This window comes from Kitasatospora sp. NPDC002965 (genome assembly GCF_040611255.1).
Classification (GTDB): domain Bacteria; phylum Actinomycetota; class Actinomycetes; order Streptomycetales; family Streptomycetaceae; genus Kitasatospora.
The window spans coordinates 49778-75700 of sequence record NZ_JBEXNT010000013.1 but is presented as its reverse complement, the minus strand read 5'-3'; the positions used below and the strand labels follow the sequence as shown (position 1 = coordinate 75700).

The window sequence follows — 25923 nt, the reverse complement described above, 5'->3', positions numbered from 1 at the left end:
CCCTGCCCTACCTCAACAATAGCGCCAACCCCGGGGCCTTGGTGGCCGCTTGACGGCCGTCGGTCGGGAGAAGGGGGGGTGGGGGGCCCGGTGCGGCGCGCCCCCCCCCGGGCCCACGTGCGTCCGCGGCGGTGGCGCAGGGCCTTCTAGGCTGTTGGGACGGGCGGGGGATCGGCGAAGGCGGTGGACGGCATGGGTGACGGTGTGAGCGGCATGGACGGCGGAGACGCGGCGGTGGAGAAGGAGCCGGCGGGCGGAGCCGTGGCGGACGGGGCGTCGGCGGGCGGTCGGGAGCAGGCCCGGGGCGCCCGGGCGGGCGCCGGGGCGGACCGGGCGCGGTTGGTCTTCCGGGACCCGCTGGACCAGCAGTCCCGGGACGACACCGACGCGGGCTGGGGCAGCCGCCCGGAGGCGGGGGAGAGCGGTGGGCGGGGGCTGGACTGGTACCTGAGCCAGCGCCCGCCGCACCACGGCGACTGACCGGCGGCCGGGCCCGGTTCGCCTCAGAGGGTCCGGGTGACCAGGGCGTCGCGGATCTCGGTGAGCAGGAGGACCTCCTTGGCCTCGGCCTCCATCAGGATGTCGGCCGGCGTCTTGCGGCGGGCGGTGTACCTGGTCATCGGCAGGATCAGGCAGAAGTAGACGACGGCGGCGGTGATCAGGAACTGCAGGGCCGCGCTCAGCACGCTGCCCCAGAGGATGAGGATGCCGGTGGTGACCTCACCGGCCGCGGTCACCTCACAGGGCCCCTTGAGGCAGGAGCTGTAGGCCGCGAGATCCTTGGCGCCGAACACGCCGACGATCGGGTTGATCACGCCTTTGACGAAGGCGTTGACGATGTTGGTGAAAGCGGCGCCGATGACCACGGCGACGGCCAGTTCGACGACATTTCCACGCAGCAGGAATTCCTTGAAGCCTTTCATGCCGCGTGAACGACGAAGTCGAAATCCGGTTACGGGTGATCTTCCGCTCCCTCCGATTGACAACCCGTTCGGTGGACGGAGGCCGCCTCCGGCGGTGGCAGGCCCGCTCGCGCGGGGCCGAGGGTGAGTGCCACGGCCGCCGCGAGCACGAGGACGGCCAGGGCCCCGGGGCCCTGCCGGAGCGCCTGTCGGAGCCGGTGTCCGCGCCCGGCTCCGCGTCTGATCGGCGGGAACGACGGCACCGGCTGTCGTGGCGGGACGCTCGGCGCGGGCAGTGGCGGCAGCGGGAAGGGCAGGGGGCGGGAGGGGTTCCTGGTCGGCACGGGCACCACCGGTGGTCGCAGGGTGCCGGCCCCCACCGGGTCCGTTTCCGGGTGGCGGCGGGCCGGCTTCTCGTGACGCACACTCTGGGTCGCCGGCCCGGTAGTCGGAAGCCCCTTTCCCCGCCCTGTGGAAAACTCGGGCCCGGGGAGGACCGGCCTCCGCCGAACGGGTGCACTTCTGCGCCGGTCGGGGGAATTCAGGGAATCCGGGAATGCGAACGGCCCGCCGGACCGCATATTGCGGGTCGGCGGGCCGTTCGGTCGTTCTGTTTCGGCAGTCCGGCAGTCCGGCAGTCCGGCAGTCCGGCAGTCCGGCAGTCCGGGCTTCGTCGGGGCGGTCAGCCCGCTGCGGGAGCGGGGCTCGCCGCGGGCGCGGAGCCGCCCGACGAGGAGGACGACGAGGTCGACGTCGACGAGGAGGTCGACGAGCCGGTGCTCACCGAGCTGCTGGAGGAGGAGCGGCTGTCGGTCCGGTAGAAACCGGAGCCCTTGAAGACCACACCCACGGCGGAGAAGATCTTGCGCAGGCGCCCCTCGCAGTCGGGGCAGGTGGTCAGCGGCTCGTCGGTGAACTTCTGCACCGCCTCCAGGCCGTTGCCGCACTCGGTGCACTGGTACTGGTACGTGGGCACTTGTCTTCCTCCTGGCACTCTCGCCTGATGAGTGCTAACGATGGTCAATGATGCGGCATTCCGCTGGATCAGTCCAGCGACTCGGGTGTGAGATGAGTCCGGCCCGTCGGCGGGACGCCGTCCCGCGCCGCCCGGTGATCAGCCCTTGGCGGCGCCCACCAGCTGCGGAGCGGCGCCCGCGCCCGTGCCCGGACCGGGCGCGGCGCCCGCGTCGGCGGTTGCCGCGCTCCGGGTCCCCGGCGCGACCAGCAGCCCCCGCAGGGAGACCAGCGCGACCAGGCCCAGCCCGGCGCCGGCCACCGGCACCAGGAACCCGGCCGACGGGCCGCTCCCGTCGACCAGCTGTCCGGCGACCATCGACCCGACCGCCAGGCCCAGCCCGATGGCGCCGGTCAGCCAGGTGAACGCCTCGGTCTTGGCGCCGTCCTCGACCAGCGTCTCGACCAGCGTGTAGCCGGTGATCAGGGTCGGTGCGATGGCGAGACCGCAGAACAGGCCGGCGACGGCCAGCGAGACCAGGTTGGGCATCGCCCAGAGCGTCGAGCAGCCGATGACCAGGAGGGCGTAGCTGGCGAGCATCCGGTGCCGGGCGGCGTGCCGCCAGGCGATCATGCCGTACAGCACGCCGGCCAGCATCGACCCACCGGCGAAGATCCCGTACACGGTGCCGCTGGCCCCGGGCTGTCCGGCCGACTCGGTGAACGCGGCGACGGAGACCTGCATCGCGCCGAAGACGGTGCCGACGCCCAGGAACGCGCCGGCCAGCAGTCGGACGCCGGGCGAGGCGAGGGCGGAGACCCGGCGGGCGCCCGGAACGGCCGGGTGCAGCGCGGGCGCGGTGCGTCGCTGGGCGGCGAAGGCGAGCCCGCCGACGACGGTCAGCGTGGCCTCGACGATCAGTCCGGAGGCCGGGTTGACCGTGGTGGCGATGGCGGAGGCCAGCACCGGGCCGATCACGAAGGTGAACTCGTCGGTCACGGACTCGAAGGCGAAGGCGGTGTTCAGCTTGGCCGGCGGCGTGCCCTCCGCCGACAGCCTGGCCACCCAGCGGGCCCGGACCATCGCGCCGATCTGCGGCACGGAGGCGCCGGCCGCCGCGGCGGCGAGGAAGAGGCTCCAGACCGGCGCGTGGCCGAGTGCCAGGGCGATCAGCGCGCCGACCGAGACGGCGTGCACCGCGACGGTCGGCACCAGGACGGCGGCCTGGCCGAGGCGGTCGGCCAGCCGGCCGGTCTGCGGCCCGACCAGGGCCTGGGCGACGGCCGAGACGGCGGCGGCGGTGCCGGCGGTGCCGTAGGAGCCGTGGGTGTCGCGGATCAGCAGCAGGATGCCGAGGCTGAGCATCGCGTAGGGGAGCCGGGCGGCGAAGGCGGGGACGAGGAACGTCCACACGCCGGGGGTGCGCAGCAGCGCGCCGTACCCGACCCGGGTGGGGGCGGCGTCGGTGCGGTCCTCGGGCGCGGCGGGCAGGTCGTGCCCGGGCATGGTGTCGTCGACCGTTCGGCGGGCCGTCACGGTCGGTCCTTCCTACTGCCTGGTAGCGCGGCAGGGCATGAAAAAGCCCCGACGGCGCCGAGAGTCGTCCTCTCGCGCGTCGACCGGGGTAGATACCGGGCCGGCCGCGGGGTCGCCGAGGGCCGGACCGCGGCCGCCGAACGGTCGCGCCAACTCTGCATCAGGCAGATGCTGGGTGTGTCATTCCTAGTAGCTATACGCGCGTAGATGACGCGCTTACCTCCACAATACAGGGCTCGTCCAAAACTGTCCTGTCGATCGAAGGTGAACGCCAGCCGAACACCCCACGGCGTCGGCCGGGCCGGACGGTCGGGCCGGCGTCACCGGGCGGAGCCACCCGCCCCGCCCCCCGGCCCCCGGCGCCCGCCCCCCGGCGCCCGGCGCCCATGAGCCAGGGGGCTCACTCCCGCCCGTACAGCCACCCGGCGAGCTTGCCGCCACGGTCCACGGCCCGCAGCCGCCGCTCCGCCGCCTCGCTCACCTCGTCGGTGGTCACCACCAGCAGCTCGTCCCCGCCGCGCAGCACCGTGTCCTTGTCCGGCACGAAGCTGTTGCCCTCGCGGACGACCAGGGTCACCGCCGCGCCGGCCGGCAGCCTCAGTTCGCCGATCTCCACGCCGGACATCCGGGAGGTCGGCGTCAGCGCCACCGACAGCAGGTGGCCGTGCAGCTTCTCCAGCGGCGCCGACTCGATGCCGAGGTCCTGGCCCATCGAGCCCTCGCCGATCCGCAGCCACTTGGCGACCCAGGGCAGGGTCGGTCCCTGGAGCAGGGTGAAGACCACGACCAGGATGAAGACGATGTTGAAGACCTCCTGGGCCATCGGCGCGCCGGCGACCAGGGGGATGGTGGCGAGCACGATCGGCACCGCCCCGCGCAGGCCGGCCCAGCTCAGCAGGGCCTGTTCGCGGACCGGCAGCCGGAACGGCGTGAGGGTGGTCACCACCGAGAGCGGCCGGGCCACGAAGACCAGCACCGTGCCGATCACCAGCGCCGGCACCACGGCCGAGCCCATCGTCTCGGGGGTGCAGAGCAGGCCGAGCAGCACGAACATGCCGATCTGCCCGATCCAGGCCAGGCCGTCGGCGAAGCCGCGGACGGCGGGTCCGTGCGGCAGCTTGGCGTTGCCCAGGACGACGGCGCTGACGTAGACGGCGAGGAAGCCGGAACCGTGCAGCAGCGCGCCGCCGGCGTAGGCGAGCACGGTGAGCGCCATGACGGCGATCGGGTAGAGCCCGGAGGACGGCAGGGCGACGTGCTTGATCCCGTAGGCGCCGACCTTGCCGACCGCCAGGCCGACCGCGAGGCCGATCGCGAGTTCGGCGAGGATGGTGCCGATCAGGACGTACCAGGAGTCCAGCTCCCCGGTGGTGGCGAAGGCGACGACCAGGATCACGACGGGCGCGTCGTTGAAGCCGGACTCGGCCTCCAGCAGGCCGGTCAGCCGGTGCGGCAGCGGGACCATCCGCAGGACGGAGAAGACGGCCGCGGCGTCGGTCGAGGAGACGATCGCGCCGAGCAGCAGCGAGGTCCGCCAGTCGAGGCCGACCAGCCAGTGAGCGCCTGCGGCGGTGACGAAGACGCTGACGCCGACGCCGACGGTGGCGAGCACGGTGGCGGCCGGCATCATCGGCCGGACCTCGCGCCAGTTGGTCTTGAGGCCGCCCTCGGCGAGGATCACCACCAGGGCGGCGTAGCCGAGCACCTGGGTGAGCTCGGCGTTGTTGAACGTGATGCCGAGCCCGTTCTGGCCGAGCGCCACGCCGATGCCGAGGTAGATCAGCAGGCTGGGCAGCCCGGATTTGGTCGAGATGCGCACGGCGACCACCGCGACCAGCAGGATCACGGAGAATTCGAGGAGCAGCTGGTTCAGGTGGTCGACATTCACGCAGGGGCACCTCGGGCTGGCAGGGGCGGACGGGGTGTCTGGTGGCGGTGAGGCCGGGAGCGCTCGATCGACAGGGGCGGGGGCGGCCGGCGCCGATTACTCCCCTTACGGATCGTTACGCAGTCTAACATTTTGCCATATCTTTAGGTTTCCCGGCTGTGCGGCCCGTCACCTCGGGTTCTGACCTCCTCCGATTCCACCGTGAGCGTCCCCCGTGCACGCCCGCCAGCCGAGTCGGCCTAATGTGGTGCCCTGTCACGGCCCCGTGCTCCTGACATGTCCGCCCGCCCCCCAGTGAGGACCGCAAGGACCCAGATGCCCCGCTCGAAGAAGTTCCGGCGCGCCCGTCTGATCGTGATCGTGCTGGTCGTGCTGCTGGTGGCCGGCGCCGGCTACGGCGGCTACCGAGGGGTGGCCGCGGTCCGCGCGTCCTTCCCGGAGGTCGACGGCAGCGTCAAGGTGGCGGGCCTGAGCGCGCCGGTCGACGTCAAGCGGGACGCCAACGGCATCCCCCAGCTCTACGCCGACACCTCCGAGGACCTCTTCCGCGCCCAGGGCTACGTCCAGGCGCAGGACCGGTTCTGGGAGATGGACGTCCGGCGGCACATCACCGCGGGCCGGCTGTCCGAGATGTTCGGCGACGGCCAGGTCGAGACCGACTCCTTCATCCGCACCATGGGCTGGCGCCAGGTGGCCCAGAAGGAGTTCGACACCCAGCTCTCGGCCGAGACCAAGAAGTACCTCCAGGCCTACGCGGACGGTGTCAACGCCTGGCTCGTCGAGCACCCGGGCGGGTCGCGCGCCTCCCTGGAGTACACCCTGCTCGGCGTCGTCAACGGCGACTACGAGCCCGAGCAGTGGACCCCGGTCGACTCGGTGGCCTGGCTCAAGGCGATGGCCTGGGACCTCTCCGGGAACCTCCAGGAGGAGATCGACCGCGCGCTGCTCGCCCAGGACTTCAGCCCGGAGAAGATCGCCGAGCTGTACCCGGACTACCCGTACGCCCGCAACGGCACGATCGTGAAGACCGGCACCGTCAGCAGCGACACCTACCGCCCCGCCGACGGCTCCGCCCCGGCCGGCACCCCGGGCACCGGCACCGGCACCGCGCAGGGCGCGACGACCACCGAGGCGCTGCTCAAGGGCGTCACCACCCGGATCGACGCGCTGCCCGAGATGCTCGGCCGCAACGGCCAGGGCATCGGCTCCAACTCCTGGGTGGTCGCCGGGACCCACACCACCACCGGCAAGCCGCTGCTGGCCAACGACCCGCACCTCGGCCCCGGCCTGCCCTCGGTCTGGTACCAGATGGGCCTGCACTGCCGGACCGCCTCGCCCAGCTGCCAGTACGACGTCTCCGGGTTCACCTTCGCGGGCATGCCCGGCGTGGTGATCGGCCACAACAAGGACATCGCCTGGGGCCTCACCAACCTCGGCGCCGACGTCACCGACCTCTTCCTGGAGAAGGTGACCGGCCCGGAGACCTACCTGGTGGACGGCAAGGAGGAGAAGTTCGAGCTCCGCAAGGAGACCATCAAGGTCGCCGGCGGTGACGACCGCACCATCACCGTCCGCACCACCCGGACCGGCGCCCCGCTGATCTCCGACCCCAGCACCGAGCAGCAGAACGTCGGCAAGTACGCGCCCAACGGCACCTCCGCCCCGGACCGCGGCACCACCGGCTACGGCGTCGCCCTGCAGTGGGCCGCGCTCATCCCCGGGAAGACCATGGACGCCGTCTTCGGGCTCGACCGTGCGAAGAACTGGGACGAGTTCCGGGGGGCCGCCAAGGACTTCGCCGTCCCGGCCCAGAACCTGGTCTACGCCGACGCCAGGAACATCGGCTACCAGGCCCCCGGGTACGTCCCGGTCCGCGGCAACGGCGACGGCCGCAACCCGGCACCGGGCTGGGACTCCTCCTACCAGTGGAAGAAGGACCCGGTCCCGTTCAACGCCCTGCCGTACAGCTTCAACCCGTCCGGCGGCTACATCGTCACCGCCAACCAGGCCGTGGTCGACCCGTCGTACAAGTACCTGCTGACCAAGGACTGGGAGTACGGCACCCGGGCCAAGGAGATCACCGAGCAGATCGACGCCCGGCTCAAGAACAACGGCAAGATCTCGCCGGACGACATGCAGGAGATGCAGCTCGACAACACCAGCATCCTCGCGAAGACGCTGGTCCCGAGGCTGCTCAAGGTCGAGATCGACGACCCCTACGTGCGCGAGGCGCAGGACCTGCTGAAGGACTGGAACTACCACCAGGACGCCGACTCGGCCGCCGCCGCCTACTACAACGGCGTCTGGCGCCAGCTGCTCACGCTCGCCTTCGGCCAGAAGTTCCCGGCCGACCTGCGGGCCGAGGACAACTGCCTGCTGGTGCGCCAGCAGGCCGACCCGACCAAGCCGGACAGCAAGTCGGACATCGTCACCGAGTGCGGCACCCGTGACCCGGGCAAGGCCCAGCCGGACGGCGGCGACCGCTGGACCGAGGTGGTCCGGCAGCAGCTGGAGAAGCCCGACAGCGGCTGGTGGACGTACATCGACTCCCAGCACAAGGAGCAGAAGGGCCTGGACAACCTCCTCCGCGAGGCGATGAAGAACGCCCGCCAGGAGCTCACCTCGCTGCTCACCAAGGACATCTCCACCTGGAGCTGGGGCCGCCTGCACAAGCTGGAGCTGCGCGAGCGCACCCTCGGCTCGGACGACTCCTCGATCGCCTCCGGCGCCGTCCACAAGCTGCTCAACCGCGGCCCGTACCGCCTCTCCGGCGGTTCGGCGGCGGTCGACGCGGCCGGCTGGAACGCGGCCGCCGGGTACCAGGTCGACTGGATCCCGTCGATGCGGATGGTGATCGACCTGAGCGACCTCGACGCGTCCCGCTGGATCAACGTCGGCGGTGCCTCGGGCCACGCCTATCACCCCAACTACAACGACCAGACCGACCTCTGGCTCAAGGGCAAGCTCCTGACCTGGTCGTTCTCGCCGGACGCGGTCGAGAGGTCGGCGAAGCACAAGCTGACGCTGACCAACGGCTGACGCCCGACGGCCGGCTTCCGCCACGACGGCCCCGCGCCCCCGGACCTCCGGGGGCGCGGGGCCGTCGACGTACGCCCACGGGTGGCCGCTCACCCCAAGCGGTGGGGCCCCGACGGGGTCAGTGCGAGGTCCACCGGCCGGTCGTGCGGCTCCGCCGGCACCCGGTCCAGCAGCTCGTGCTCGTAGAGCAGCACCGCCAGCACCGGCCGCACCCCGGCCCGCTCCAGCCTGGCCAGCACCCGGTCGTACGAGCCCCCGCCCCGCCCCAGCCGCAGCCCCCGGCGGTCCACCGCCAGCCCCGGCAGCAGCACCAGTGCCGCCCCGGTCACGGCCTCCGGCCCGAGCCGCTCGCCGACCGGCTCCAGCAGCCCGCGCCCGGCCGGGGCCAGCTCCCGCGGGCCCGCGTACTCCGCCCAGTCGAGGTCGTTGTCGGCCAGCAGGACCGGCAGCAGCACCCGCGCCCCGCGCGCCCGGAGCGCGTCCAGCAGCGGCCGGGTGCCCGGCTCGGCGCCCACCGAGACGTACGCGGCCACCGTGGCGCCCGGCCCGGCCAGTTCCCCGGCGTGCCCGGCCAGCGCCGTGGCGGCCCGCTCCCGGGCCTCTGCCGCCAGCGCCCGACGTTCGGACAGCAGCCGTGTCCTCAGCGCGCCCTTCTCGTTGTGCATGGGATGCTCCACCGCTCCTCCACCGCTCCGATCCCCGCCCCGCCCATCGCTCCGACCCGTGCTCCGGGCCCGTGACGCTCAGAGCCTGACATGCGGAAGGCGCCCCGATGTCCACCCCGCTGCTGGTCCAGGCCCTGGCCGTGCTGAGCGCCCCCGCGCTGGCCGGTGCCGCCCTGCTCGGCGCCCGCCTGCGGCGCGGCGCGTCCGGCGCGGCCGACCGCGAGGCCGGGCTCCGCGAGCGGGTCGCCGAACTGGAGGCCCGCTGCGCCGAGCTGGAACGCACCGCCTCGTGCGACCCGCTCACCGGCGTCTGGAACTACCGGCACCTCCAGCTCACCCTGGACCGGGAGATCGAGCGGGCCCGCCGGGCCGAGCAGTACGGACAGCACGGCCAGCAGGACGGGCCCCGGCCGCTGGCGGTCCTGCTGCTGGAGATCGCGGGCTTCGACGCGGTGGTCGCCGAGCACGGCCGGGCCCGCGCGGGGACGGTCCTGCGCGACCTCGCCCAGCGGCTCGGCATGGAGATCCGCCGCTCCGACACCCTGGGCCGGTACAGCGGGGAGGAGTTCCTGGTGGTCCTGCCGGACACCGGAGCCGAGGGCGCGGCCCAGGTGGCCGACCGGCTGGTCTGGTCGGTCCGCCGCCACCTGCTGCTGGACTGGTCCTCGGGCAGCCGGGAGGGCCGCCACCCGGAGGGCAACGGGCTCACCGCGGCGGTCGGCCTGGCCGTCCTGCCCGAGGACGGCGCCCACGCGGCCGTGCTGCTCCGGGCCGCGGACCGGGCGCTGGCGGTGGCCCGCGGGGCCGGCGGCGACTGCTGGCGGGGGACCGCCGCCCCGGCCGGCTCGCCGACCACCTCGCCGGACTCCGCCCCGGCCGCCGCGTCCGCTGCCGCCCCGACCACCTCGCCGACCGCCCCGACCGCTGCCCCGACCGCTGCCCCGACCGCCTTCCGGAGGACCTCCGCGGACCGTTCCGGAGCCGTCCCCGCAGGCGTTTCCCCGGGTGCCTCCCCGGCCTTCCCCGCACGTCCGGACGGTGTCTTCGCAGCCGAACGTAACCGTTCGGAAAAGCCGGGTAGTCTGTCGCCCTGTGCCGGAGGGGACCCCCTCGCCCCACCCGTCACGTCCCCTTTGCCTGCCATTGCGGCCGGGTCTGGCGACGTGCTGTCCCAGCACCGCTCAACGACGCCCGGCCAGGCGAAACACGTGCCTTAGTAAGGTAAACGCATGACGACGTCGAAGTCCCGAATCCCGGTAACCAAGGCCGTGGTCCCCGCGGCAGGACTGGGCACCCGCTTCCTGCCGGCCACCAAGGCCACTCCGAAGGAGATGCTGCCCGTCGTCGACAAGCCGGCGATCCAGTACGTCGTCGAGGAGGCAGCCGCCGCAGGGCTGTCCGACATACTGATGGTCACCGGCCGTAACAAGCGCGCGCTGGAGGACCACTTCGACCGCGCCTACGAGCTGGAGGAGCTGCTCGCCCGCAAGGGCGACCAGGACCGTCTCCGCCGGGTCCGCGAGTCCGTCGACCTCGCCAACATGCACTACGTCCGCCAGGGCGACCCGAAGGGCCTCGGTCACGCCGTCTCGGTCGCCGAGCAGCACGTCGCCGGCCAGCCGTTCGCCGTCCTGCTGGGCGACGACCTGATCGACCCGCGCGACCCGCTGCTGGCCCGCATGATCGAGGTCCAGCAGGAGCTCGGCGGCTCGGTCGTCGCGCTCATGGAGGTCGACCCCTCCCAGATCCACCTGTACGGCTGCGCCGCCGTCAAGCCGAACGGCTTCGGCGAGGACGTCTTCCAGGTGACCGACCTGGTCGAGAAGCCGGAGACCGCCGACGCGCCGTCGAACTACGCGGTCATCGGCCGGTACGTCCTCGACCCCTCCGTCTTCGACGTGCTGCGCGAGACCCCGCCGGGCCGCGGCGGGGAGATCCAGCTCACCGACGCCCTGCGCGAGCTCGCCACCCGCGACGCCGCGGTCGGCGGCCAGGTGCACGGCGTGCTCTTCAAGGGCCGCCGCTACGACACCGGCGACCGCGCCGACTACCTGCGCGCTATCGTCCGACTGGCCTCCGAGCGCGAGGACCTGGGCCCGGGCTTCCGCAGCTGGCTGCGCGAGTTCGTGGCCACCGAGCTGCAGGACTGACACACCGACCGAGAGCGAGCGCGCCGATGACCGGGTCCACGGAGAGCGGTACCACCCCCGCAGCCTGCTGCGACGGCTCCGCGGACCCGGCACCGGGCGCCCGCCCGGCGTCCGGCCCGTCCGGTCCGGCCGCCCTCTGGACGGTCGACGAGCACCTCGCCGACGTCCTGGCCGCCGTCGGCCCGCTGCCCGCCATCGAGCTCCAACTGCTCGACGCGCAGGGCTGCCGGCTGGCCGAGGACGTGGTCGCCGAGGGTGACCTGCCGTCCTTCGACAACAGCTCGATGGACGGCTACGCCCTCCGCACCGCCGACACCGCCGGCGCGACCACCGAGTACCCCTCGGTGCTCGCCGTGGTCGGCGACATCGCCGCCGGCGCCGACGCACTCCCCAAGGTCGGCCCCGGCCAGGCCGCCCGGATCATGACCGGCGCCCCCGTGCCGCCCGGCGCCCAGGCCGTCGCCCCGGTCGAGTGGACCGACGGCGGCACCGGCACCGGCCGCGCCGCCGACTCGATGGCCGCGCCGGTCGAGGGCGAGGAGGTGCGGGTGCTGCGCCCGGTCACCGAGGGCGCCCACATCCGCCGCCGCGGCAGCGACATCGCCGCCGGCACCCGGGTCCTGACCGCCGGTACCCGGCTCGGCCCCGCCCAGCTCGGCCTGCTCGCCGCGGTCGGCCGGCCCACCGTCACCGTCCGCCCCCGCCCGCGGGTCGTGGTGCTGTCCACCGGCAGCGAGCTGGTCCAGCCCGGCGACCCGGTCGGCCCCGGGCAGATCGCGGACTCCAACAGCTTCACCCTCACCGCCGCCGCCCGCGACGCCGGCGCGATCGCCTACCGGGTCGGCGGCGTCCCCGACGACGCGGCCCGGCTGCGCGCCGTCCTGGAGGACCAGCTCGGCCGGGCCGACCTGATCGTCACCAGCGGCGGCGTCAGCGTCGGCGCGTACGACGTGGTCAAGGAGGTCTTCGCCGAGTACGGCGGGGTGGACTTCCGGCGGCTGCGGATGCAGCCCGGCAAGCCGCAGGGCTTCGGCCGGATCGGCCCCGGGGCCGGAGTGCCGCTGATGGCGCTGCCCGGCAACCCGGTCAGCGCGTACATCTCCTTCGAGCTGTTCGTCCGTCCGGCGATCCGGACCATGCTCGGCGCCGACGACGTCAACCGTCCGGTCGTCCGGGCCCACTGCCCGGTGGCGCTGCGCTCGCCCGCCGGACGGCGGCAGTTCCTGCGCGGCCGGTACTCCGCGGCCGACGGCGTGGTGGAGCCGGTCGGCGGCGAGGGATCGCACCTGGTCGGCGCGCTGGCGAGGGCGGACTGCCTGATCACCGTCCCCGAGGACGTCACCGAACTGCCGGCCGGCAGCGCGGTGGACGTGGTCCTGCTCGGCGGCTGAACCCCGGGGCCGGTCGTACCGCGGGCCGGCCCGGATCCCACCGCGGCGGGCCGTCTCACCGGCGCGGCCCGTCCCACGCCCCGGCCGGGGCGAGGAGTACGGTAGCGCGGTATTCGACCTGCGCGCCCCCTGGAGCCACCCGTGACCACCTCACCCCCCGGCGACCGCCTCACCCATGTCGACGAACAGGGCGCGGCCCGGATGGTCGACATCTCCGAGAAGGCCGTCACCGCGCGCACCGCCGTCGCGGCCGGCCGGGTCCGGGTCGCTCCCCGGGTGGTCGAACTGCTCCGCGGCGAGGGCGTCCCCAAGGGCGACGCGCTGGCCGTCGCCCGGATCGCCGGGATCATGGGCGCCAAGAAGACCCCCGAACTGATCCCGCTCTGCCACCCGATCGCCCTCTCCGGCGTCACGGTGGAACTCTCCGTCGCCGACGACGCGGTCGAGATCACCGCCACCGTGCGGACCACCGACCGGACCGGTGTCGAGATGGAGGCGCTGACCGCCGTGGCGGTGGCCGGGCTGACCGTGATCGACATGGTCAAGGCCGTCGACAAGGGCGCGGCCATCGAGTCCGTCCGCGTGCTCGGCAAGACCGGCGGCAAGAGCGGCGACTGGAGCACCCCCGAGGTGTCCGCGTGAGGGCGCTCGCCGTCACCGTCTCCAACCGAGCCTCGGCCGGCGTGTACGAGGACAAGGGCGGCCCGCTGCTGGTCGCCGGTCTGCGCGGGGCGGGCTTCACCGTCGACGGCCCCCGGGTCGTCCCGGACGGCGAACCGGTCGAGGCCGTCCTGCGCGAGGCCGTCGCGGCCGGGTACGACGTGGTGCTGACCACCGGCGGCACCGGCATCTCCCCGACGGACCTCACCCCCGAGATGACGGCCCGCGTCCTCGACCGCGAGATCCCCGGCATCCCCGAGGCGATCCGGGCGCACGGGCGGGAGAAGGTGCCGACCGCGGCGCTCTCCCGCGGGCTGGCCGGCCTCGCCGGACGTACCCTGATCGTCAACCTGCCGGGCTCGACCGGCGGCGTCAAGGACGGCCTGGCCGTCCTGGAGCCGCTGCTCGCACACGCCGTCGACCAGCTCGGCGGCGGCGACCACCCCCGGCCCGACGCACCAGCTTCCGGGAGAGCGCACTGAACGCCGGCTGGCCGGTAGAGCTCCACGAGGGGGACGTCGCGCTGCGCCCGATCAGGGCCCGCGACCAGGGCGACTGGCAGGAGGTCAGCCGGCGCAACCGGGACTGGCTGCGGCGCTGGGAGGCGACGGTGCCCCCGGGCCCGGCGGCCCACGGCGCCGGCCGTCGCCCGACCTACCGGCAGATGGTCCGTTACCTGCGCAGCGAGGCCTCGGCCGGCCGGATGCTGCCCTTCGTCGTCCTCCACAAGGGCCGGCTGGTCGGTCAGCTGACCGTCGGCGGGATCACCTGGGGCTCGATGTGCTCGGCCAACGTCGGCTACTGGATCGACGAGGCGGTGGCGGGGCGGGGCATCATGCCGGCCGCGGTCGCGCTCTCGGTGGACCACTGCTTCCGCACCCTCGGCCTGCACCGGATCGAGGTCTGCATCCGGCCGGAGAACACCCCGAGCCGGCGGGTGGTGGAAAAGCTGGGCTTCCGCTCGGAGGGAATGCGGCCGCGCTATCTGCACATCGACGGCGACTGGCGGGACCACCTGGTGTTCGCGCTCACCGCCGACGAGGTGCCGGAGGGGATGCTGGACCGCTGGCGGGCCCTCAGTTCGGTGCGTCGGCCGAGAAATTGAATGTATGTTCGAAAAGAAATATCGATATGGCATCGGCGTGGCGACGGACGGGCACAAATGCCGGCAAAATAGTCGGAGAATCAGCTTGATCACACGACACGCCGTGCCAAATTGCTACCGGCCCTTCCCCCGCGCCCGTACGGTGTGAAACGTGAGCAGTAGCGGCCTTATCTACGCCGTCATCGTAGGGGCCTGGGCCGCCTATCTGGTGCCGATGTGGCTCCGCAGGCAGGACGAGCTCAACGAGGCGCGCCCGACGGAACGCTTCAGCACCGCCATCCGCCTGCTGGCCGGGCGTTCGGCGCTGGAGCGGCGGGCGTCCCGGGCCCTGAGCGACGAACCGCGTGACGACGAGCAGAGCAGCGACGACGGCCCTCCCGAACGGGACGAGGCCGCGGTCGGCGACCCCTCCGACGAGCCCTCCGGTGGCCTCGCCGGCGACCTCGCCGACGATCCCTCCACCGGTTCTCCGGCCGGGGGCGGATCGGCGGACGAGCCGGCGCCCCGCCCGGCGGAGCGCACCGAGGGGCGGTCCGCGGGTACGGCCGGCGGCCCCGAGCGGCGGGCCCGGTTGCTGGCCCGGCGTCGCCGGATGGTCACCGTCCTCTTCCTGGTCTTCGCCGTCGGCGCGGTGGTCGCGGCGGTGGCCGGACTGGCCTTCCTCTGGGTCCCCGCGGTCCCGGCGGCCCTGCTCACCCTCTACATCGGGCACCTGCGCCGACTGGAGCGCCAGCGGTACGCCGTGAAGCTGGACCGGGTCCGCGCGGCCCAGGCCGCCGAGCGGCTGCGCAAGCGCGAGAAGCAGCGCGCCGAGGCCGCCCGCGTCGCCGCCGAGGCCCCGGCCCCGGTGGCCGAGCCGGAGCCCGCGCCGCGGACCGGACGCGGCCGTCCGCACCTGCGGCTGGCCACCGACGCCGACGCCGCCCGGGCGACCGCCGCCCCCGGTTCGGCCTCGGCCGTCGCGGAGGCGACCGAGCACGAGGAGTGGGTCGACGGCATGCGCGAGCGCGGCGCGGCCGGCCCGGACTCCTGGGAGCCGGTGCCCGTCCCGCTGCCGACCTACGTGACCGCGCCGGTGGCCCCCCGGGTCAGCCGTGGTCTCGACCTGTCGGCGCCCGGCACCTGGACCGCCGGCCGTCCGGCCGAGGCCCGCAACACCCCGCTCTTCGACCAGTACGCCGAGCCCTCCGCCGCGGAGGCCCGGCCCCGCGCGGCCAACGAGTGACCGGTCGGGGGTGCCGCGGCACCCCCGACCTGGGACGCCGCCCGGGGGTGGTCACGAGCCCCCTCCGAAAGGTGCTAGAGTTTCTTCTCGTTGGGGCTGTGGCGCAGTCCGGTAGCGCACCTCGTTCGCATCGAGGGGGTCAGGGGTTCGAATCCCCTCAGCTCCACCCAACGGACCGGTTCCGACCGGTTCACGAAATCCCGCCCGGTGGACTCCACCGGGCGGGATTTCGCGTTGTGCGGGCGGCGCCGGCCCCGGTCGTGCGGTCAGGGTGACGCCGGACCCGGCCTGCTGAGTGCCGGTCACCCCGGGGCCGGGCGGGACGCCGGTGCCCGGCCCGGCGGGCGCACCGCTGCGGACGACCGCCGCGCGGCACGGCTCGCCGGCGGTCACTCCTTCACGACGACCACGGTGCAGCGCGCGTGGTGGACGCAGTAGTGGCTGGTGGTGCCGAGCGGGGCGCCGGGCGGGGCGGTGCGGCCGCGGCTGCCGAGGACGAGCACGGCGGCGCCCTCGGCGGCGGCGGTCAGGGCGGGGCCCGGCGGGCCGGCCTTGAGGTGGCGCAGGACGGCCGGGGCGGTGGGGGAGAGGGCGGCGGACAGGGACTCGTCGAGGATCCGGGCGGCGCGGCGCTCGGACTCGAACCCGTCCAGCGCGGGCGGGACCAGACCGTGCTCGTCCTGCCGCAGGGGGAACTCCCAGACGGTGACCGCCTCCAGCGGGCCGCCGGTGAAGCCCGCCAGCCGGGCGGCCCAGCGGACGGCGGCGAGGGAGAGCCGGGAGCCGTCCACGCCGACCACGATCCTGCCGTCCGGTCGCGGGGTCATGGTCCGAGCGTAGGACGGCCCGGAGGGGACGGCGAGACGGCCGAGGGCCGGCCGAGCGGGTGCTCGGCCGGCCCTCGGGGCGGGGTCGGTCAGGGCTGGCCGGAGCCGGCGTACGGGCCCGGCTGCGGTGCGCCGGACTGCGGCGGCACCGAGCCGTAGCGGGCCGGGCGACGGCCGCGCGGGTGCCGGGTGAGGGTGTAGCCGGCGACACCGGCCAGAGCGGCGAGGATGCCGCCGGCCAGGGTCCAGAACCAGCGGCTGTTCCAGCCGGAGAACCAGCCGGTGTACCAGTGGTCCTCGGGCTCCTCGGGCGCCGCCGCCTTGACGGTCGCGGCGCCGCCGCCGGCCGGCGGGACCAGCGGGGCCTTGAGCTCGCCGCCCTCGGGCTGGGCGTTGTCGGCGTCGCCCTTGGCCGCCACGTGCAGCTTGACCGAGGCGGCCAGGCCGAGGTCGGGCTGCGGGGCGTCGGCGACCGAGAGCCGCACGTAGTAGGTGCCGGGCAGCGGGTCGCCGGACCAGGGCTCGGCCCAGGAGCGGACCTCGCGCAGGGTGCAGCTCAGCGCGAGCGAGGCGGTGGCCTGCTCGGCGGTCGAGACCTGGGTGCCGGCGGTGCAGGACTGGCGGCGGCGCAGCCCGTCGAACACCTCGACGCTCCAGGTCTGCGGGCCGTGCCGGTCCGCGGACGGGGGCAGGGTGACCGACAGGCCGACCGTCGGGGTCTGGCCCTCGGAGGCGCCGAACGCCCAGTACAGGTAGTCGCCGGTAGAGGCGGCGACGGCGGCGTCCTGGCCGGGGGCCAGGTTGACGGCGGTCAGGAAGGAGGTGCCGGCCTTGTTGGCCGGGGCCGGGGTGTCGCTCGCGCTCGGGGAGGGCGAGGCGGCGGAGGCGGCCGGGGCCGCGAGGGTGAGTGCGGGGAGCAGGGCCAGCGCGGCCACCGCGCCGCGCAGGGAGGCGCGGATCGTCGAGTGGGTCATGGTCAGTTCTCCTGCCAGACAGCGATCCGCCAGCGGGCGATCCAACCGAACAGCAGGCCGGTCAGCAGGCCGGCCAGGGTGAGCACGAGCAGCAGGATCCAGCCGCGGCCGAGGCCCATCGCCGGGCCGTCCGGGGAGGGCGAGGCGGCGGTCAGGTCGACCGTCAGCTCCAGCGGCAGGCCGGGGTCGGCCGCGATGCCGGGCTGCGCGGCCAGCGAGTTGGAGATCACCAGGCAGACGGTGGTCTCCGGCTTGCCGCTCGCCGAGGCGGACGGGGTCGCGGTGGCGTAGCCCTTGGAGTCGTCGGTGGACCAGCGCAGGCCGGTGGAGATCACGTCGGTCCGGCCGCTTCCGGCGTCGGTGCCGCGGACCAGCTCCTGGCCGGTGGTGCTGGTGGCCTGGAGCAGGACCCCGTAGTCGCGGGCCACCGGGCGGTCCAGGGCGACGCTGACGGAGGCGCGCAGCTCCTGGCCGGCCTTGACCGGGACGCGGTAGGTGCGGTGCTCGGAGAACTTCTCGCGGTCGCTGTAGACGCCGGGGGCGAGGACCGGCGCCGACTCGCACTTGTCGGTGCCGGTGGTCTTCACCGGGGCCACCGTGTAGGTGTCGTTGGAGCGGTCGACGAGCTGCTTCACCTTCTCGGTGAGCTGCTCCTGGGTGCGTACGTCGGTGTAGGTGCCGCCGGTGGCGTTGGCGATGCAGAGCAGCTGCTGACGGGTCTTGTCGTCGTGGGCCAGGCCGAGCGTGTCGATCACCAGGTGGATGCCCTGGGCGGCGAGTTCGCGGGCGACGTCGCACGGGTCGGGCGGGGCGCAGGAGTCCTCGCCGTCGGTGATCAGCACCACCCGGCGGGTGGTCTCGCCCTTGCCGAGGTCCTCGGCCGCGCCGCGCAGGGCCAGGCCGATCGGGGTCCAGCCGGTGGGCCGCAGGGTGGCGACGGCCGTCTTGGCCTCGGTCTTGTTGGTCTTGCCGACGGGGAAGAGCTGCTTGGTGTCCAGGCAGCCCTGCGCCTTGTCGTTGCCGGGGTAGTTGGCGCCGAGGGTGCGGATGCCGAAGTCGGTTTCGGCGGGCAGGGCGTCGATCACCTCGTTCAGCGACTGCTGGGCCACCGCGATGCGGCTCTTGCCCTGGATGTCGGCTTCCCGCATGGAGCCGCTGACATCCAGGACGAGGTCGACCCGGGGTGCTTCCTTGCCGGCGGAGCCGGCTGATGGTTCGTCGGCATGGGCGGGCAGGCCGCTGAGCAGCGCCCCGCCCGTTATCGCCAGGGCGGCCAGCAGGCTGCCGAGCCTGGCCTTCGGTCGTCGTCCGGTAGTCACCCGTCGATCCTAGGGATCATCAGTTCCCCGTGGCCAACACGGTCCGGTGCGCGAACCGCCGGACACCGGCGCGAACTCGTGGGCGCCGGTGGGGGATCGGGGCGGGGGCGCCCGGCCGTGCGCCGGTCGCACGGATACCGGGCGGGCCTGGCGGGCAATCCGGGACACACCGGACGGATGAACCGATAAATATGGATAGCGCTCGTTAGGGTGACGAGCGGGCCGCGGGGGCCGCCGCACCGGCGCCCGGGCCCGGCCGGAACGTCCGACTGAGGGAAGGACCCGCACGTGAGCAACCTCTTCGCGATCGCCTATCCGGATCTGGCCACCGCCAAGGCGGTGCGCAACGCGGCGGTCGGGCTGCAGACGCAGAAGCTGATCGAGCTGGAGGACGCGGTCGTCGTCGAGCGCCGCGAGGACGGCAGGATCAAGCTGCACCAGCAGGTGAGCACCACCGGGGCGGGCGCCGCGTCGGGCGCGCTCTGGGGCGGGGTGATCGGTCTGCTGTTCTTCATGCCGTTCCTCGGCGCGGCCGTCGGCGGCGCGGCCGGTGCCGCGGTCGGGGCCTCCACCGACATCGGGGTGGACGACGACTTCATGCGCCAGGTCGGCGAGCACCTCCAGCCGGGCACCGCCGCGGTGTTCCTGCTGGTCCGCAAGGCGACCGCGGACAAGGTCGTGCCCGAGCTGGCCCAGTACGGCGGGAAGATCATCCAGACCTCGCTCTCGTCGGCCGCCGAGGCCGAGCTGAAGGCGACCGTCGAGGCCGCCCGGGCGAACGCCGCACCGGCTCCCGCCTGAGCCCTCGGCGCACGGGGCCGGCCGGCCCCCACCTGACCAGCCGCTCACGTCGGGGCGGACGGGCCCGCCGCCCGTCCGCCCCGATCGTCACCTCCCGGCGGTCCGGAGCCCGGGACCCGGGCGTCCCGCGCCGGGCCGACCCGCAGCAGGAACTCCCGCAGATCGACACCCAGGACGGTCCGTGGCGACACCCTCCGCCGTGACGACAACCGCCCGCCGGCCGCGCCGGACGGTGCGGACCCGGCGCAACACCGAACTCGCGCTGGTCCTGGCCGCGGTGCTGACCGCCGTCCTCGGGTACGCCGAAGTCGGCCTCAACATCGACGGCACGGTGCCCGCCGACGCGGGCGAGTACGGGGCCGCGCTCGGCGTGCTCGCCCTGCTGGCGCACGCCGCGGTCCGCTGGAAGGCGCCGTACGCGGATCCGCTCCCGCTGCCGATCGGGGTGCTGCTGAACGGCATCGGACTGGTCGTCATCTACCGGCTGGACCGCTCCACCCCGGGTGACGCGGCGCCCACCCAGCTGCTCTGGTCCACGCTCGGCGTGGGCCTGTTCATCCTGGTGCTGTTCCTGCTGCGGGACCACAAGCGGCTTCAGCGCTACGCGTACATCGGGGCGCTGGCGGCGCTCGTCCTGCTGGTGCTGCCGATCTTCTTCCCCCCGGTGTACGGCTCGCGGATCTGGATCACCCTGGGGCCGCTCTCCTTCCAGCCGGGCGAGTTCGCGAAGATCCTGCTGGCGGTCTTCTTCGCCGCCTACCTGGCGGTGCACCGGGACGCGCTGGCGCTCACCGGGCGGCGGGTCTGGCGGTTCCAGTTACCGCGCGGACGGGTGCTCGCGCCGGTCCTGGTGATCTGGGCGGCGTTCGTCGGCGTGCTGGTGCTGGAGACCGACCTCGGCACCTCGCTGCTCTTCTTCGGCCTGTTCGTGGTGATGCTGTACGTGGCGACCGCGCGGACCGGCTGGATCGCCATCGGGCTCTTCCTGGCGGGGATCGCCGCGGTCGGGGTGGGCCTGCTCTCGCCCCACGTGCACAGCCGGGTCAACGACTGGCTGGACCCGCTCGGATCGATCGCCGCCGGGCGGGGGGCCAACCAGATCGCCCAGTCGCTGTTCGCCTTCGCCTGGGGCGGGGAGCTCGGTGCCGGGCTGGGCAACGGCCACTCGGCGCTGATCGGCTTCGCCGCCAAGTCCGACTTCATCCTCGCGACCATCGGCGAGGAACTCGGGCTGACCGGGCTGGTCGCGCTCTTCCTGCTCTACGCGCTGCTGGTCTCGCGCGGGTTCCGGACCGGGATCGCGCTGCGGGACCCGTTCGGGCGGCTGCTGGCGATCGGGCTGGCGGCGATCGTCGGCCTCCAGGTGTTCGTGGTGGCGGGCGGGGTGCTCGACCTGATCCCGCTGACCGGGATGACCCTGCCGTTCGTCGCCCAGGGCGGCTCCTCGGTCGTCACCAACTGGATCATCGTCGCGCTGCTGGTGCGGATGAGCGACATCGCCCGGCGGCCCGCCCCCGGGGAGGCCTGATGGCGCGCGACCGCGCCGGCGGCGGGGGGCCCGCCGGCGACCGGCCGGGGGGAGGCCGGCCGGGGGCCGGGCCGCAGGGCCTGCCGGGGATCTCCGTCACCGGCCGCCGGGCCGGCACGTTCTGCCTGCTGCTGATCGTGGTGCTCTGCGCCCAGGCCACCAGGGTGCAGGTGTTCCGGGCCGGGGAACTGAACCACAACAGCGCCAACCAGCGGCTCACCATCGAGCGCTACTCCCAGCCGCGCGGCGACATCCGCGTCGGCGCCGACACCGTCACCGGTTCCGAGCCCACCGGCGGGCGCTACGACTACAAGCGCACCTACACCGACGGTCCGCTGTACGCGGCGGTCACCGGCTACTCCTCGCAGACCTACGGCAACACCCAGCTGGAGGGCACCGAGGACGAGCTGCTCTCCGGCACCGACCTCCGGCTGGCGAGCTGGGCGGTCTGGGACGCGGTGGCGCGCCGGCAGAACCCGGGCGGGGACGTCCACACCACCGTCGACCGGGCCGCCCAGCAGGCCGCGATGCGGGGGCTGGGCCGGCAGAAGGGAGCGGTCGCCGCGATCGAGCCCGCCACCGGGCGGATCCTGGCGCTGGCCTCCACGCCGTCGTACGACCCGGGGAGCTTCGCGGGCACCTCGGCCGACGACCAGGAGGCCTGGAACCGGCTGCAGGCCGACGCCGACCAGCCGATGCTCAACCGGGCGCTGCGGCAGACCTACCCGCCCGGCTCGACGTTCAAGGTGGTGACCGCGGCCGCGGCGCTGGAGAGCGGCGTGGTCACCGACATCGACGCGCCCACCGACGCGCCCTTCCCGTACGTCATGCCGGGCACCACCACGCCGCTGGTCAACGACACCCGGGCCTGCGACGAGCCCGGGCAGTCGCTGGACGCGGCGATGGTCCGCAGCTGCAACAGCGTGCTGGGCCACCTCGGTGTGCAGGTCGGCCTGGAGCGGATGACGGCGATGGCGGAGGCCTTCGGCTTCAACGACGCCGGGCTGGACACCCCGGTGCGGGCGGCCCGCTCGAACTTCGACACCCGGATGAACGCGTCGCAGCTGGCGCTCTCCTCGATCGGCCAGTTCGACACCGCCGCCACCCCGCTGGTGATGGCGATGGTCGCCGCGGGGGTGGCCAACAACGGCACCGTGATGACTCCCCAGCTCGTCGACAGGCTGACGAGGAGCGACGGCACCGCCGTCCAGCTGATGAAGCCGTCCGTGTACCGGCAGGCGATGAGCCCGGGAACGGCCGGGCAGGTGCAGCGGCTGATGACGGACGTGGTGGAGAACGGCACCGGACGGAACGCCCGGATCGACGGCGCGGTGGTCGGCGGCAAGACCGGCACCGCCCAGCACGGGCCGGACAACAGCGGGACGCCGTACGCCTGGTTCGTCTCCTGGGCCAAGCCGGCCGGTTCCGGCGGGGTACCGCCGGTGGCGGTCGCCGTGGTGATCGCGGACAGTGACGCCACGGACGTCACGGGTGGCGGGCTCGCGGCGCCGGTCGCCCGCGCGGTGATGCAGGCGGTGCTCGCCGGATGAGGCCCTCACCTCCCCGTGTCGGCCCCGCGTCCACCGGGTTGACCTGCTGCTTTATCTGCTCGATGGCAGATCCGCCGTTTGCGAAGTGTCCGGTTTGTGTATGCGGATACGACGGTTCGTACAATGCGCGCCGCGGGACTGTTCGTTTGCGACACTGGTGCTTTCGCGCGGTCCTGTCCCATCTTTGTTCGGTTGGTCCCCGATGGCACCCCATGGCGCGTCGAGTGACCGGCCGCTAGGACACCCTCCCTGGGACACCCTCCCTCGCCTAGAAGGACCCTCGTTTTGGCCAGCAACACCCTCGGCGCGCGCCTCATGAGGCGCAAGCCCGTCTCCACCCTGATCGCCGAGAGCGAAGGCCGCGACGGCCCGCCCGCCGGTGCGCCCGAGGAGGGCGGACGCTCCGGCATCCACCTGCGACGCTCGATCGGGCTCTGGCAGCTGTCCGCCATCGGCATCGGCGCCACCATCGGCACCGGCATCTTCTTCGTGCTCAGCACGGCGGTGCCCTCGGCCGGCCCGGCCGTGATCCTCTCCTTCGTGATCGCCGCCGTCACCGCCGGCCTCACCGCGCTCTGCTACGCCGAGATGGCCTCCGCCATCCCGGTCTCCGGGTCCTCCTACTCGTACGCCTACGCCACCCTCGGCGAGGGCGTCGCGTTCGGCGTCGGCATCTGCCTGCTGATGGAGTACGGGGTCTCGGCCTCCGCGATCGCGGTCAGCTGGGCCGAGTACCTGAACAAGTTCTTCGACCTGGCCTTCGGGTTCCAGATCCCGGAGGCGCTCTCCGGCGCGCCCGGGGACGGGCACTGGTTCAACCTGCCCGCGCTGCTGCTGGTCGCCATGGTGTGCTTCCTGCTGATCCGCGGCGTCAGCGAGTCGGTGAAGGTCAACGCGGCCATGGTGGGCATCAAGATCCTCATCCTGCTGCTCTTCATCGGCGTCGCGCTGACCGGCTTCCACTCCGGCAACCTGACCCCGTTCATGCCGCTGGGCATCGGCGGCGTGCAGGTCGCGGCCTCCAGCATCTTCTTCTCCTTCATCGGGCTGGACGCCGTGTCCACCGCCGGTGAGGAGGTCAAGAACCCGCGCCGCACCCTGCCGATGGCGATCATCATCTCGCTGGTCGTGGTCACCGTCCTGTACATCCTGGTGGCCGTCGCCGGCATCGGCGCCCAGCCCTGGGAGAAGTTCGACGGCCAGGAGGCCGGCCTCGCCCAGATCCTCCAGGACATCACCGGCCAGAGCTGGCCCGCGATGGTCTTCGCGTTCGGCGCGATCATCTCGATCTTCTCGATCACCCTCGTGGTGATCTACGGCCAGACCCGCATCCTGTACTCGATGGGCCGCGACGGGATGCTCCCCGGGCGCTTCGCCCGGCTCTCGCCGCGGACCGGCACCCCGGTCTGGAACACCATCGTGGTCGGTATCGGCGTCGGTGCGCTGGCCGCCTTCATCCCGCTCAACGTCCTGGCCGACATCACCAGCCTCGGCACCCTGATCGCCTTCTCGGTGGTCTCGATCGGCGTGATCATCCTGCGCCGCACCCAGCCCGACCTGCCGCGCGGTTTCCGGGTGCCCGGCTACCCGGTCGTCCCGCTGATCAGCATCGGCTTCTGCGTCTACCTGATCACCGGCCTGCACGCCGACACCTTCCGGGCCGGTGCGATCGCCTTGGTCGTCGCGGTCGTCGTGTACTTCGGCTACAGCATCAAGCACTCCAAGCTGGAGCGGGCCGGGCGGCCGGCCGGCCCGGGGCAGCCGACCGACACGAACGCCGGCTGAGTCCCTTGAGCAGAGAACCGGGCCGTCCGGGGGTTCCGTCCCCCGGACGGCCCCGTTCGTACCTGGGGATACTCGCGGCGCAGACATGGCGACAGGGCGCAGCCCCCGGCCCTAACCTTCCACCATGGTGAGCACCCGCACGCCCGGCTACTCCCGCCCGCGCGGCCGCTTCACCGGTCGGGGCGGGACCCCGGACCCGCCCGGCCCCGACGTCCCCCCGGCCAGACCCGCCCGGCTGCGGGGCCGTCCGCCCCATCGTCCGTTCCCCCACCAGCGCGGCGAGGGCGGTCCGCCGGTCCCGCTCGATCGGCTGAATCCGGCCCGGCTCGCCGGGCACCGGGGCGTCCAACTGCTCGGCTGTCTGGTCGCGGCCGGCTGGGCCGCCGCCTTCCCGGTCGTCTCCGACCTGCCCAACCAGAGGCTCTGGGGCGCCGTCGCCGCCCCCTCCTACCTCCTCGCCGGGCTGTTCTGCCTGGCCCTCCCGCGCCGCGTCGCCGCCCGGAGCGCAGCCGCGGTCGCCCTGCTCGGCGCCGTCCTGGTGCCGCTGGCCGTGCTCGCCCTCCAGGGCCGCCACCAGTCCGAGGTGATGGTGGTCGAACGCTCGGCGCACCTGCTGTTCACCACCGGCAGCCCGTACCTGTCGGACCCGGTGACGGTCACCGACTACAACCCGTACCTGCCGGGGATGGCGGTGTTCGGGGTGCCGCGCGCGCTGCTCGGCGACGGCAACGCGGTGGCGCGGCTGGCCGGGGACGCCCGGATCTGGTTCGCGCTGGCCTTCGTGGCCTGCCTGGTGGCGGGCTGGCGGCTGCTGCGGCCGTCCCGGGACCGTGCGCCGCTGCTGCCGCTGACCGTGCTCACCGCCTCGCCGCTGATCGCCCTCGCGCTGGTCGGCGGCGGCGTGGACCTGCCGTTGATCGGGCTCTGTTGCCTGGCCATGGCCCTGGCCGAGCGTGACCGCACCGTCCCCGCCGGACTGGTGCTGGCGCTCGCCGGCACCCTCAAGTGGACCGTCTGGCCGGCGCTGCCGGTGGCCGTCCTGCTGCTCTGGCGGCTCTACGGGCGGCGGCCGGCCGGCAAGGCCGGGCTCACCGCCCTCGGCGCCGGCCTGGTCGTCATGGCCCCGATCGCGCTGGTCCGGGCGGACGCGCTGCGCGAGCAGGTGGTGCGGTTCCCGCTCGGGCTGACCGCGATCCAGACACCGGCGGGCAGCCCGCTGCCCGGCAAGGTGCTGGCCGGGTTCGGGCCGACCGGGCACACCGCCTCGCTGGTCCTGCTGACGGTGGGCGGGCTCGGTGTGGCGATCTGGCTGCTGGCCCGCCCGCCGGTCTCCGCGATCGCCGCCGCCGACCTGCTGGCCGCCGGGCTGGCGATCGCGTTCATGCTGGCCCCGGCCGGACGGTTCGGGTACCTGGCGCTGCCGGTGGTGCTCATGATCTGGCCCCGGCTGGCGGCCCGGCGGTGGACCGCCCGGCCACCCCGCCCGGTCGGCTGCCTGCTGGCCCGGCCGGAACCCGCTCTCCCGGGGCGCTGAGACGCCGGAGCCCCGGGGCCGGTCGGGCCTCCGGGGCGCGGGCGGGACGGGCGGGTCCGGGGAGGGCGGGTGCGGAGCGGCTGCGGTGC

General features: G+C 73.8%; 22 protein-coding genes and 1 tRNA gene. 15 read left to right on the top strand and 8 right to left on the bottom strand.

The features are described from left to right. The first annotated feature begins 192 nt into the window (after positions 1-192). Positions 193-480 carry a hypothetical protein gene (locus ABZY91_RS08460; protein WP_355400795.1) on the top strand — a complete coding sequence of 96 codons (288 nt, stop codon included), beginning with the start codon at positions 193-195 and terminating at the stop codon, positions 478-480. Positions 481-503: 23 nt separating this feature from the next. Here ABZY91_RS08460 and mscL read toward each other — a convergent pair whose 3' ends face one another. The 4 genes from mscL to ABZY91_RS08440 all read right to left on the bottom strand — a co-directional run bounded on the left by mscL (position 504) and on the right by ABZY91_RS08440 (position 5281). Further along, positions 504-923 (bottom strand): large conductance mechanosensitive channel protein MscL, encoded by a 420-nt coding sequence (gene mscL / locus ABZY91_RS08455; protein ID WP_355400794.1) that lies wholly within the window; start codon positions 921-923, stop codon positions 504-506. 661 nt (positions 924-1584) lie between these two features. After that, entirely contained in the window at positions 1585-1878 is a 294-nt protein-coding gene (locus ABZY91_RS08450; RefSeq protein ID WP_355400792.1) for an FmdB family zinc ribbon protein, read from the bottom strand. Positions 1879-2016: 138 nt separating this feature from the next. Next, positions 2017-3363 (bottom strand): MFS transporter, encoded by a 1347-nt coding sequence (locus tag ABZY91_RS08445; protein WP_355400837.1) that lies wholly within the window; start codon positions 3361-3363, stop codon positions 2017-2019. Positions 3364-3793: 430 nt separating this feature from the next. Further along, a complete protein-coding gene (locus ABZY91_RS08440) occupies positions 3794-5281 on the bottom strand; it encodes a potassium/proton antiporter (protein ID WP_355400790.1) in 1488 nt (495 codons plus the stop codon). 315 nt (positions 5282-5596) lie between these two features. On the opposite strand from ABZY91_RS08440, the gene ABZY91_RS08435 reads away from it, so the two are divergent. After that, entirely contained in the window at positions 5597-8320 is a 2724-nt protein-coding gene (locus ABZY91_RS08435) for a penicillin acylase family protein (RefSeq protein ID WP_355400788.1), read from the top strand. A gap of 89 nt (positions 8321-8409) precedes the next feature. Here the strand turns inward: ABZY91_RS08435 and ABZY91_RS08430 are convergent, their stop codons facing one another. Next, positions 8410-8985, bottom strand: a complete 576-nt coding sequence (locus ABZY91_RS08430; protein ID WP_355400786.1) for a 5-formyltetrahydrofolate cyclo-ligase — start codon at positions 8983-8985, stop codon at positions 8410-8412. A 107-nt stretch (positions 8986-9092) separates the two neighbouring features. Here ABZY91_RS08430 and ABZY91_RS08425 point away from each other — a divergent pair, with 107 nt between their 5' ends. The 8 genes from ABZY91_RS08425 to ABZY91_RS08390 all read left to right on the top strand — a co-directional run bounded on the left by ABZY91_RS08425 (position 9093) and on the right by ABZY91_RS08390 (position 15682). Next, positions 9093-10202, top strand: a complete 1110-nt coding sequence (locus ABZY91_RS08425) for a diguanylate cyclase (protein ID WP_355400784.1) — start codon at positions 9093-9095, stop codon at positions 10200-10202. 12 nt (positions 10203-10214) lie between these two features. Beyond that, on the top strand, positions 10215-11135 hold the full coding sequence (gene galU, locus ABZY91_RS08420; RefSeq protein WP_329883332.1) for a UTP--glucose-1-phosphate uridylyltransferase GalU: 921 nt from the start codon (positions 10215-10217) through the stop codon (positions 11133-11135). Between the two features lie 26 nt (positions 11136-11161). Then, a complete protein-coding gene (gene glp / locus ABZY91_RS08415; protein ID WP_355400781.1) occupies positions 11162-12526 on the top strand; it encodes a gephyrin-like molybdotransferase Glp in 1365 nt (454 codons plus the stop codon). Between the two features lie 141 nt (positions 12527-12667). Next, positions 12668-13168, top strand: a complete 501-nt coding sequence (gene moaC / locus ABZY91_RS08410; protein ID WP_329952993.1) for a cyclic pyranopterin monophosphate synthase MoaC — start codon at positions 12668-12670, stop codon at positions 13166-13168. Then, complete coding sequence (locus tag ABZY91_RS08405) at positions 13165-13668, top strand: MogA/MoaB family molybdenum cofactor biosynthesis protein (protein WP_329883335.1); 504 nt, start codon at positions 13165-13167, stop codon at positions 13666-13668. Before moaC ends, ABZY91_RS08405 begins: the two co-directional genes overlap by 4 nt. Beyond that, complete coding sequence (locus tag ABZY91_RS08400; protein ID WP_329883371.1) at positions 13665-14291, top strand: GNAT family protein; 627 nt, start codon at positions 13665-13667, stop codon at positions 14289-14291. Before ABZY91_RS08405 ends, ABZY91_RS08400 begins: the two co-directional genes overlap by 4 nt. A 151-nt stretch (positions 14292-14442) precedes the next feature. Then, the gene (glpR, locus tag ABZY91_RS08395; RefSeq protein WP_355400779.1) at positions 14443-15516 is read left to right on the top strand and encodes a gephyrin-like molybdotransferase receptor GlpR; all 1074 of its coding nucleotides are present in this window, start codon (positions 14443-14445) and stop codon (positions 15514-15516) included. Between the two features lie 92 nt (positions 15517-15608). Next, positions 15609-15682, top strand: a tRNA-Ala gene (locus tag ABZY91_RS08390). Between the two features lie 223 nt (positions 15683-15905). Here the strand turns inward: ABZY91_RS08390 and ABZY91_RS08385 are convergent. The 3 genes from ABZY91_RS08385 to ABZY91_RS08375 form a co-directional block, all read right to left on the bottom strand. Further along, positions 15906-16343, bottom strand: coding sequence for a universal stress protein (locus tag ABZY91_RS08385; protein WP_355400777.1), 438 nt, complete (start codon positions 16341-16343; stop codon positions 15906-15908). Positions 16344-16432: 89 nt separating this feature from the next. Further along, a complete protein-coding gene (locus ABZY91_RS08380) occupies positions 16433-17317 on the bottom strand; it encodes a peptidase (protein ID WP_355400775.1) in 885 nt (294 codons plus the stop codon). A gap of 2 nt (positions 17318-17319) precedes the next feature. Further along, entirely contained in the window at positions 17320-18636 is a 1317-nt protein-coding gene (locus ABZY91_RS08375) for a VWA domain-containing protein (RefSeq protein WP_329883339.1), read from the bottom strand. Positions 18637-18924: 288 nt separating this feature from the next. Here ABZY91_RS08375 and ABZY91_RS08370 point away from each other — a divergent pair, with 288 nt between their 5' ends. The 5 genes from ABZY91_RS08370 (at position 18925) to ABZY91_RS08350 (ending at position 25834) form a co-directional block, all read left to right on the top strand. Then, a complete protein-coding gene (locus ABZY91_RS08370; protein WP_329883340.1) occupies positions 18925-19437 on the top strand; it encodes a DUF1269 domain-containing protein in 513 nt (170 codons plus the stop codon). Positions 19438-19636: 199 nt separating this feature from the next. Further along, on the top strand, positions 19637-20965 hold the full coding sequence (locus ABZY91_RS08365) for an FtsW/RodA/SpoVE family cell cycle protein (RefSeq protein ID WP_329952997.1): 1329 nt from the start codon (positions 19637-19639) through the stop codon (positions 20963-20965). Continuing rightward, complete coding sequence (locus ABZY91_RS08360; protein WP_355400772.1) at positions 20965-22515, top strand: penicillin-binding transpeptidase domain-containing protein; 1551 nt, start codon at positions 20965-20967, stop codon at positions 22513-22515. Before ABZY91_RS08365 ends, ABZY91_RS08360 begins: the two co-directional genes overlap by 1 nt. Positions 22516-22800: 285 nt before the next feature. Further along, positions 22801-24300: an amino acid permease gene (locus ABZY91_RS08355; RefSeq protein ID WP_355400770.1), complete on the top strand. Its 1500-nt coding sequence runs from the start codon at positions 22801-22803 to the stop codon at positions 24298-24300. A 124-nt stretch (positions 24301-24424) separates the two neighbouring features. Beyond that, positions 24425-25834 (top strand): glycosyltransferase family 87 protein, encoded by a 1410-nt coding sequence (locus tag ABZY91_RS08350; protein ID WP_355400769.1) that lies wholly within the window; start codon positions 24425-24427, stop codon positions 25832-25834. The last annotated feature ends 89 nt before the right edge of the window (positions 25835-25923 follow it).

What these genes read in the sequence shown, in the direction of transcription:
- ABZY91_RS08460 (WP_355400795.1), top strand. Translation starts at nt 193, where the DNA reads ATGGGTGACGGTGTGAGCGGCATGGACGGCGGAGACGCGGCGGTGGAG.
- mscL (WP_355400794.1), bottom strand. Translation starts at nt 923, where the DNA reads ATGAAAGGCTTCAAGGAATTCCTGCTGCGTGGAAATGTCGTCGAACTG.
- ABZY91_RS08445 (WP_355400837.1), bottom strand. Translation starts at nt 3,363, where the DNA reads ATGCCCGGGCACGACCTGCCCGCCGCGCCCGAGGACCGCACCGACGCC.
- ABZY91_RS08435 (WP_355400788.1), top strand. Translation starts at nt 5,597, where the DNA reads ATGCCCCGCTCGAAGAAGTTCCGGCGCGCCCGTCTGATCGTGATCGTG.
- ABZY91_RS08430 (WP_355400786.1), bottom strand. Translation starts at nt 8,985, where the DNA reads ATGCACAACGAGAAGGGCGCGCTGAGGACACGGCTGCTGTCCGAACGT.
- ABZY91_RS08425 (WP_355400784.1), top strand. Translation starts at nt 9,093, where the DNA reads ATGTCCACCCCGCTGCTGGTCCAGGCCCTGGCCGTGCTGAGCGCCCCC.
- galU (WP_329883332.1), top strand. Translation starts at nt 10,215, where the DNA reads ATGACGACGTCGAAGTCCCGAATCCCGGTAACCAAGGCCGTGGTCCCC.
- glp (WP_355400781.1), top strand. Translation starts at nt 11,162, where the DNA reads ATGACCGGGTCCACGGAGAGCGGTACCACCCCCGCAGCCTGCTGCGAC.
- ABZY91_RS08385 (WP_355400777.1), bottom strand. Translation starts at nt 16,343, where the DNA reads ATGACCCCGCGACCGGACGGCAGGATCGTGGTCGGCGTGGACGGCTCC.
- ABZY91_RS08380 (WP_355400775.1), bottom strand. Translation starts at nt 17,317, where the DNA reads ATGACCCACTCGACGATCCGCGCCTCCCTGCGCGGCGCGGTGGCCGCG.
- ABZY91_RS08360 (WP_355400772.1), top strand. Translation starts at nt 20,965, where the DNA reads ATGGCGCGCGACCGCGCCGGCGGCGGGGGGCCCGCCGGCGACCGGCCG.
- ABZY91_RS08350 (WP_355400769.1), top strand. Translation starts at nt 24,425, where the DNA reads ATGGTGAGCACCCGCACGCCCGGCTACTCCCGCCCGCGCGGCCGCTTC.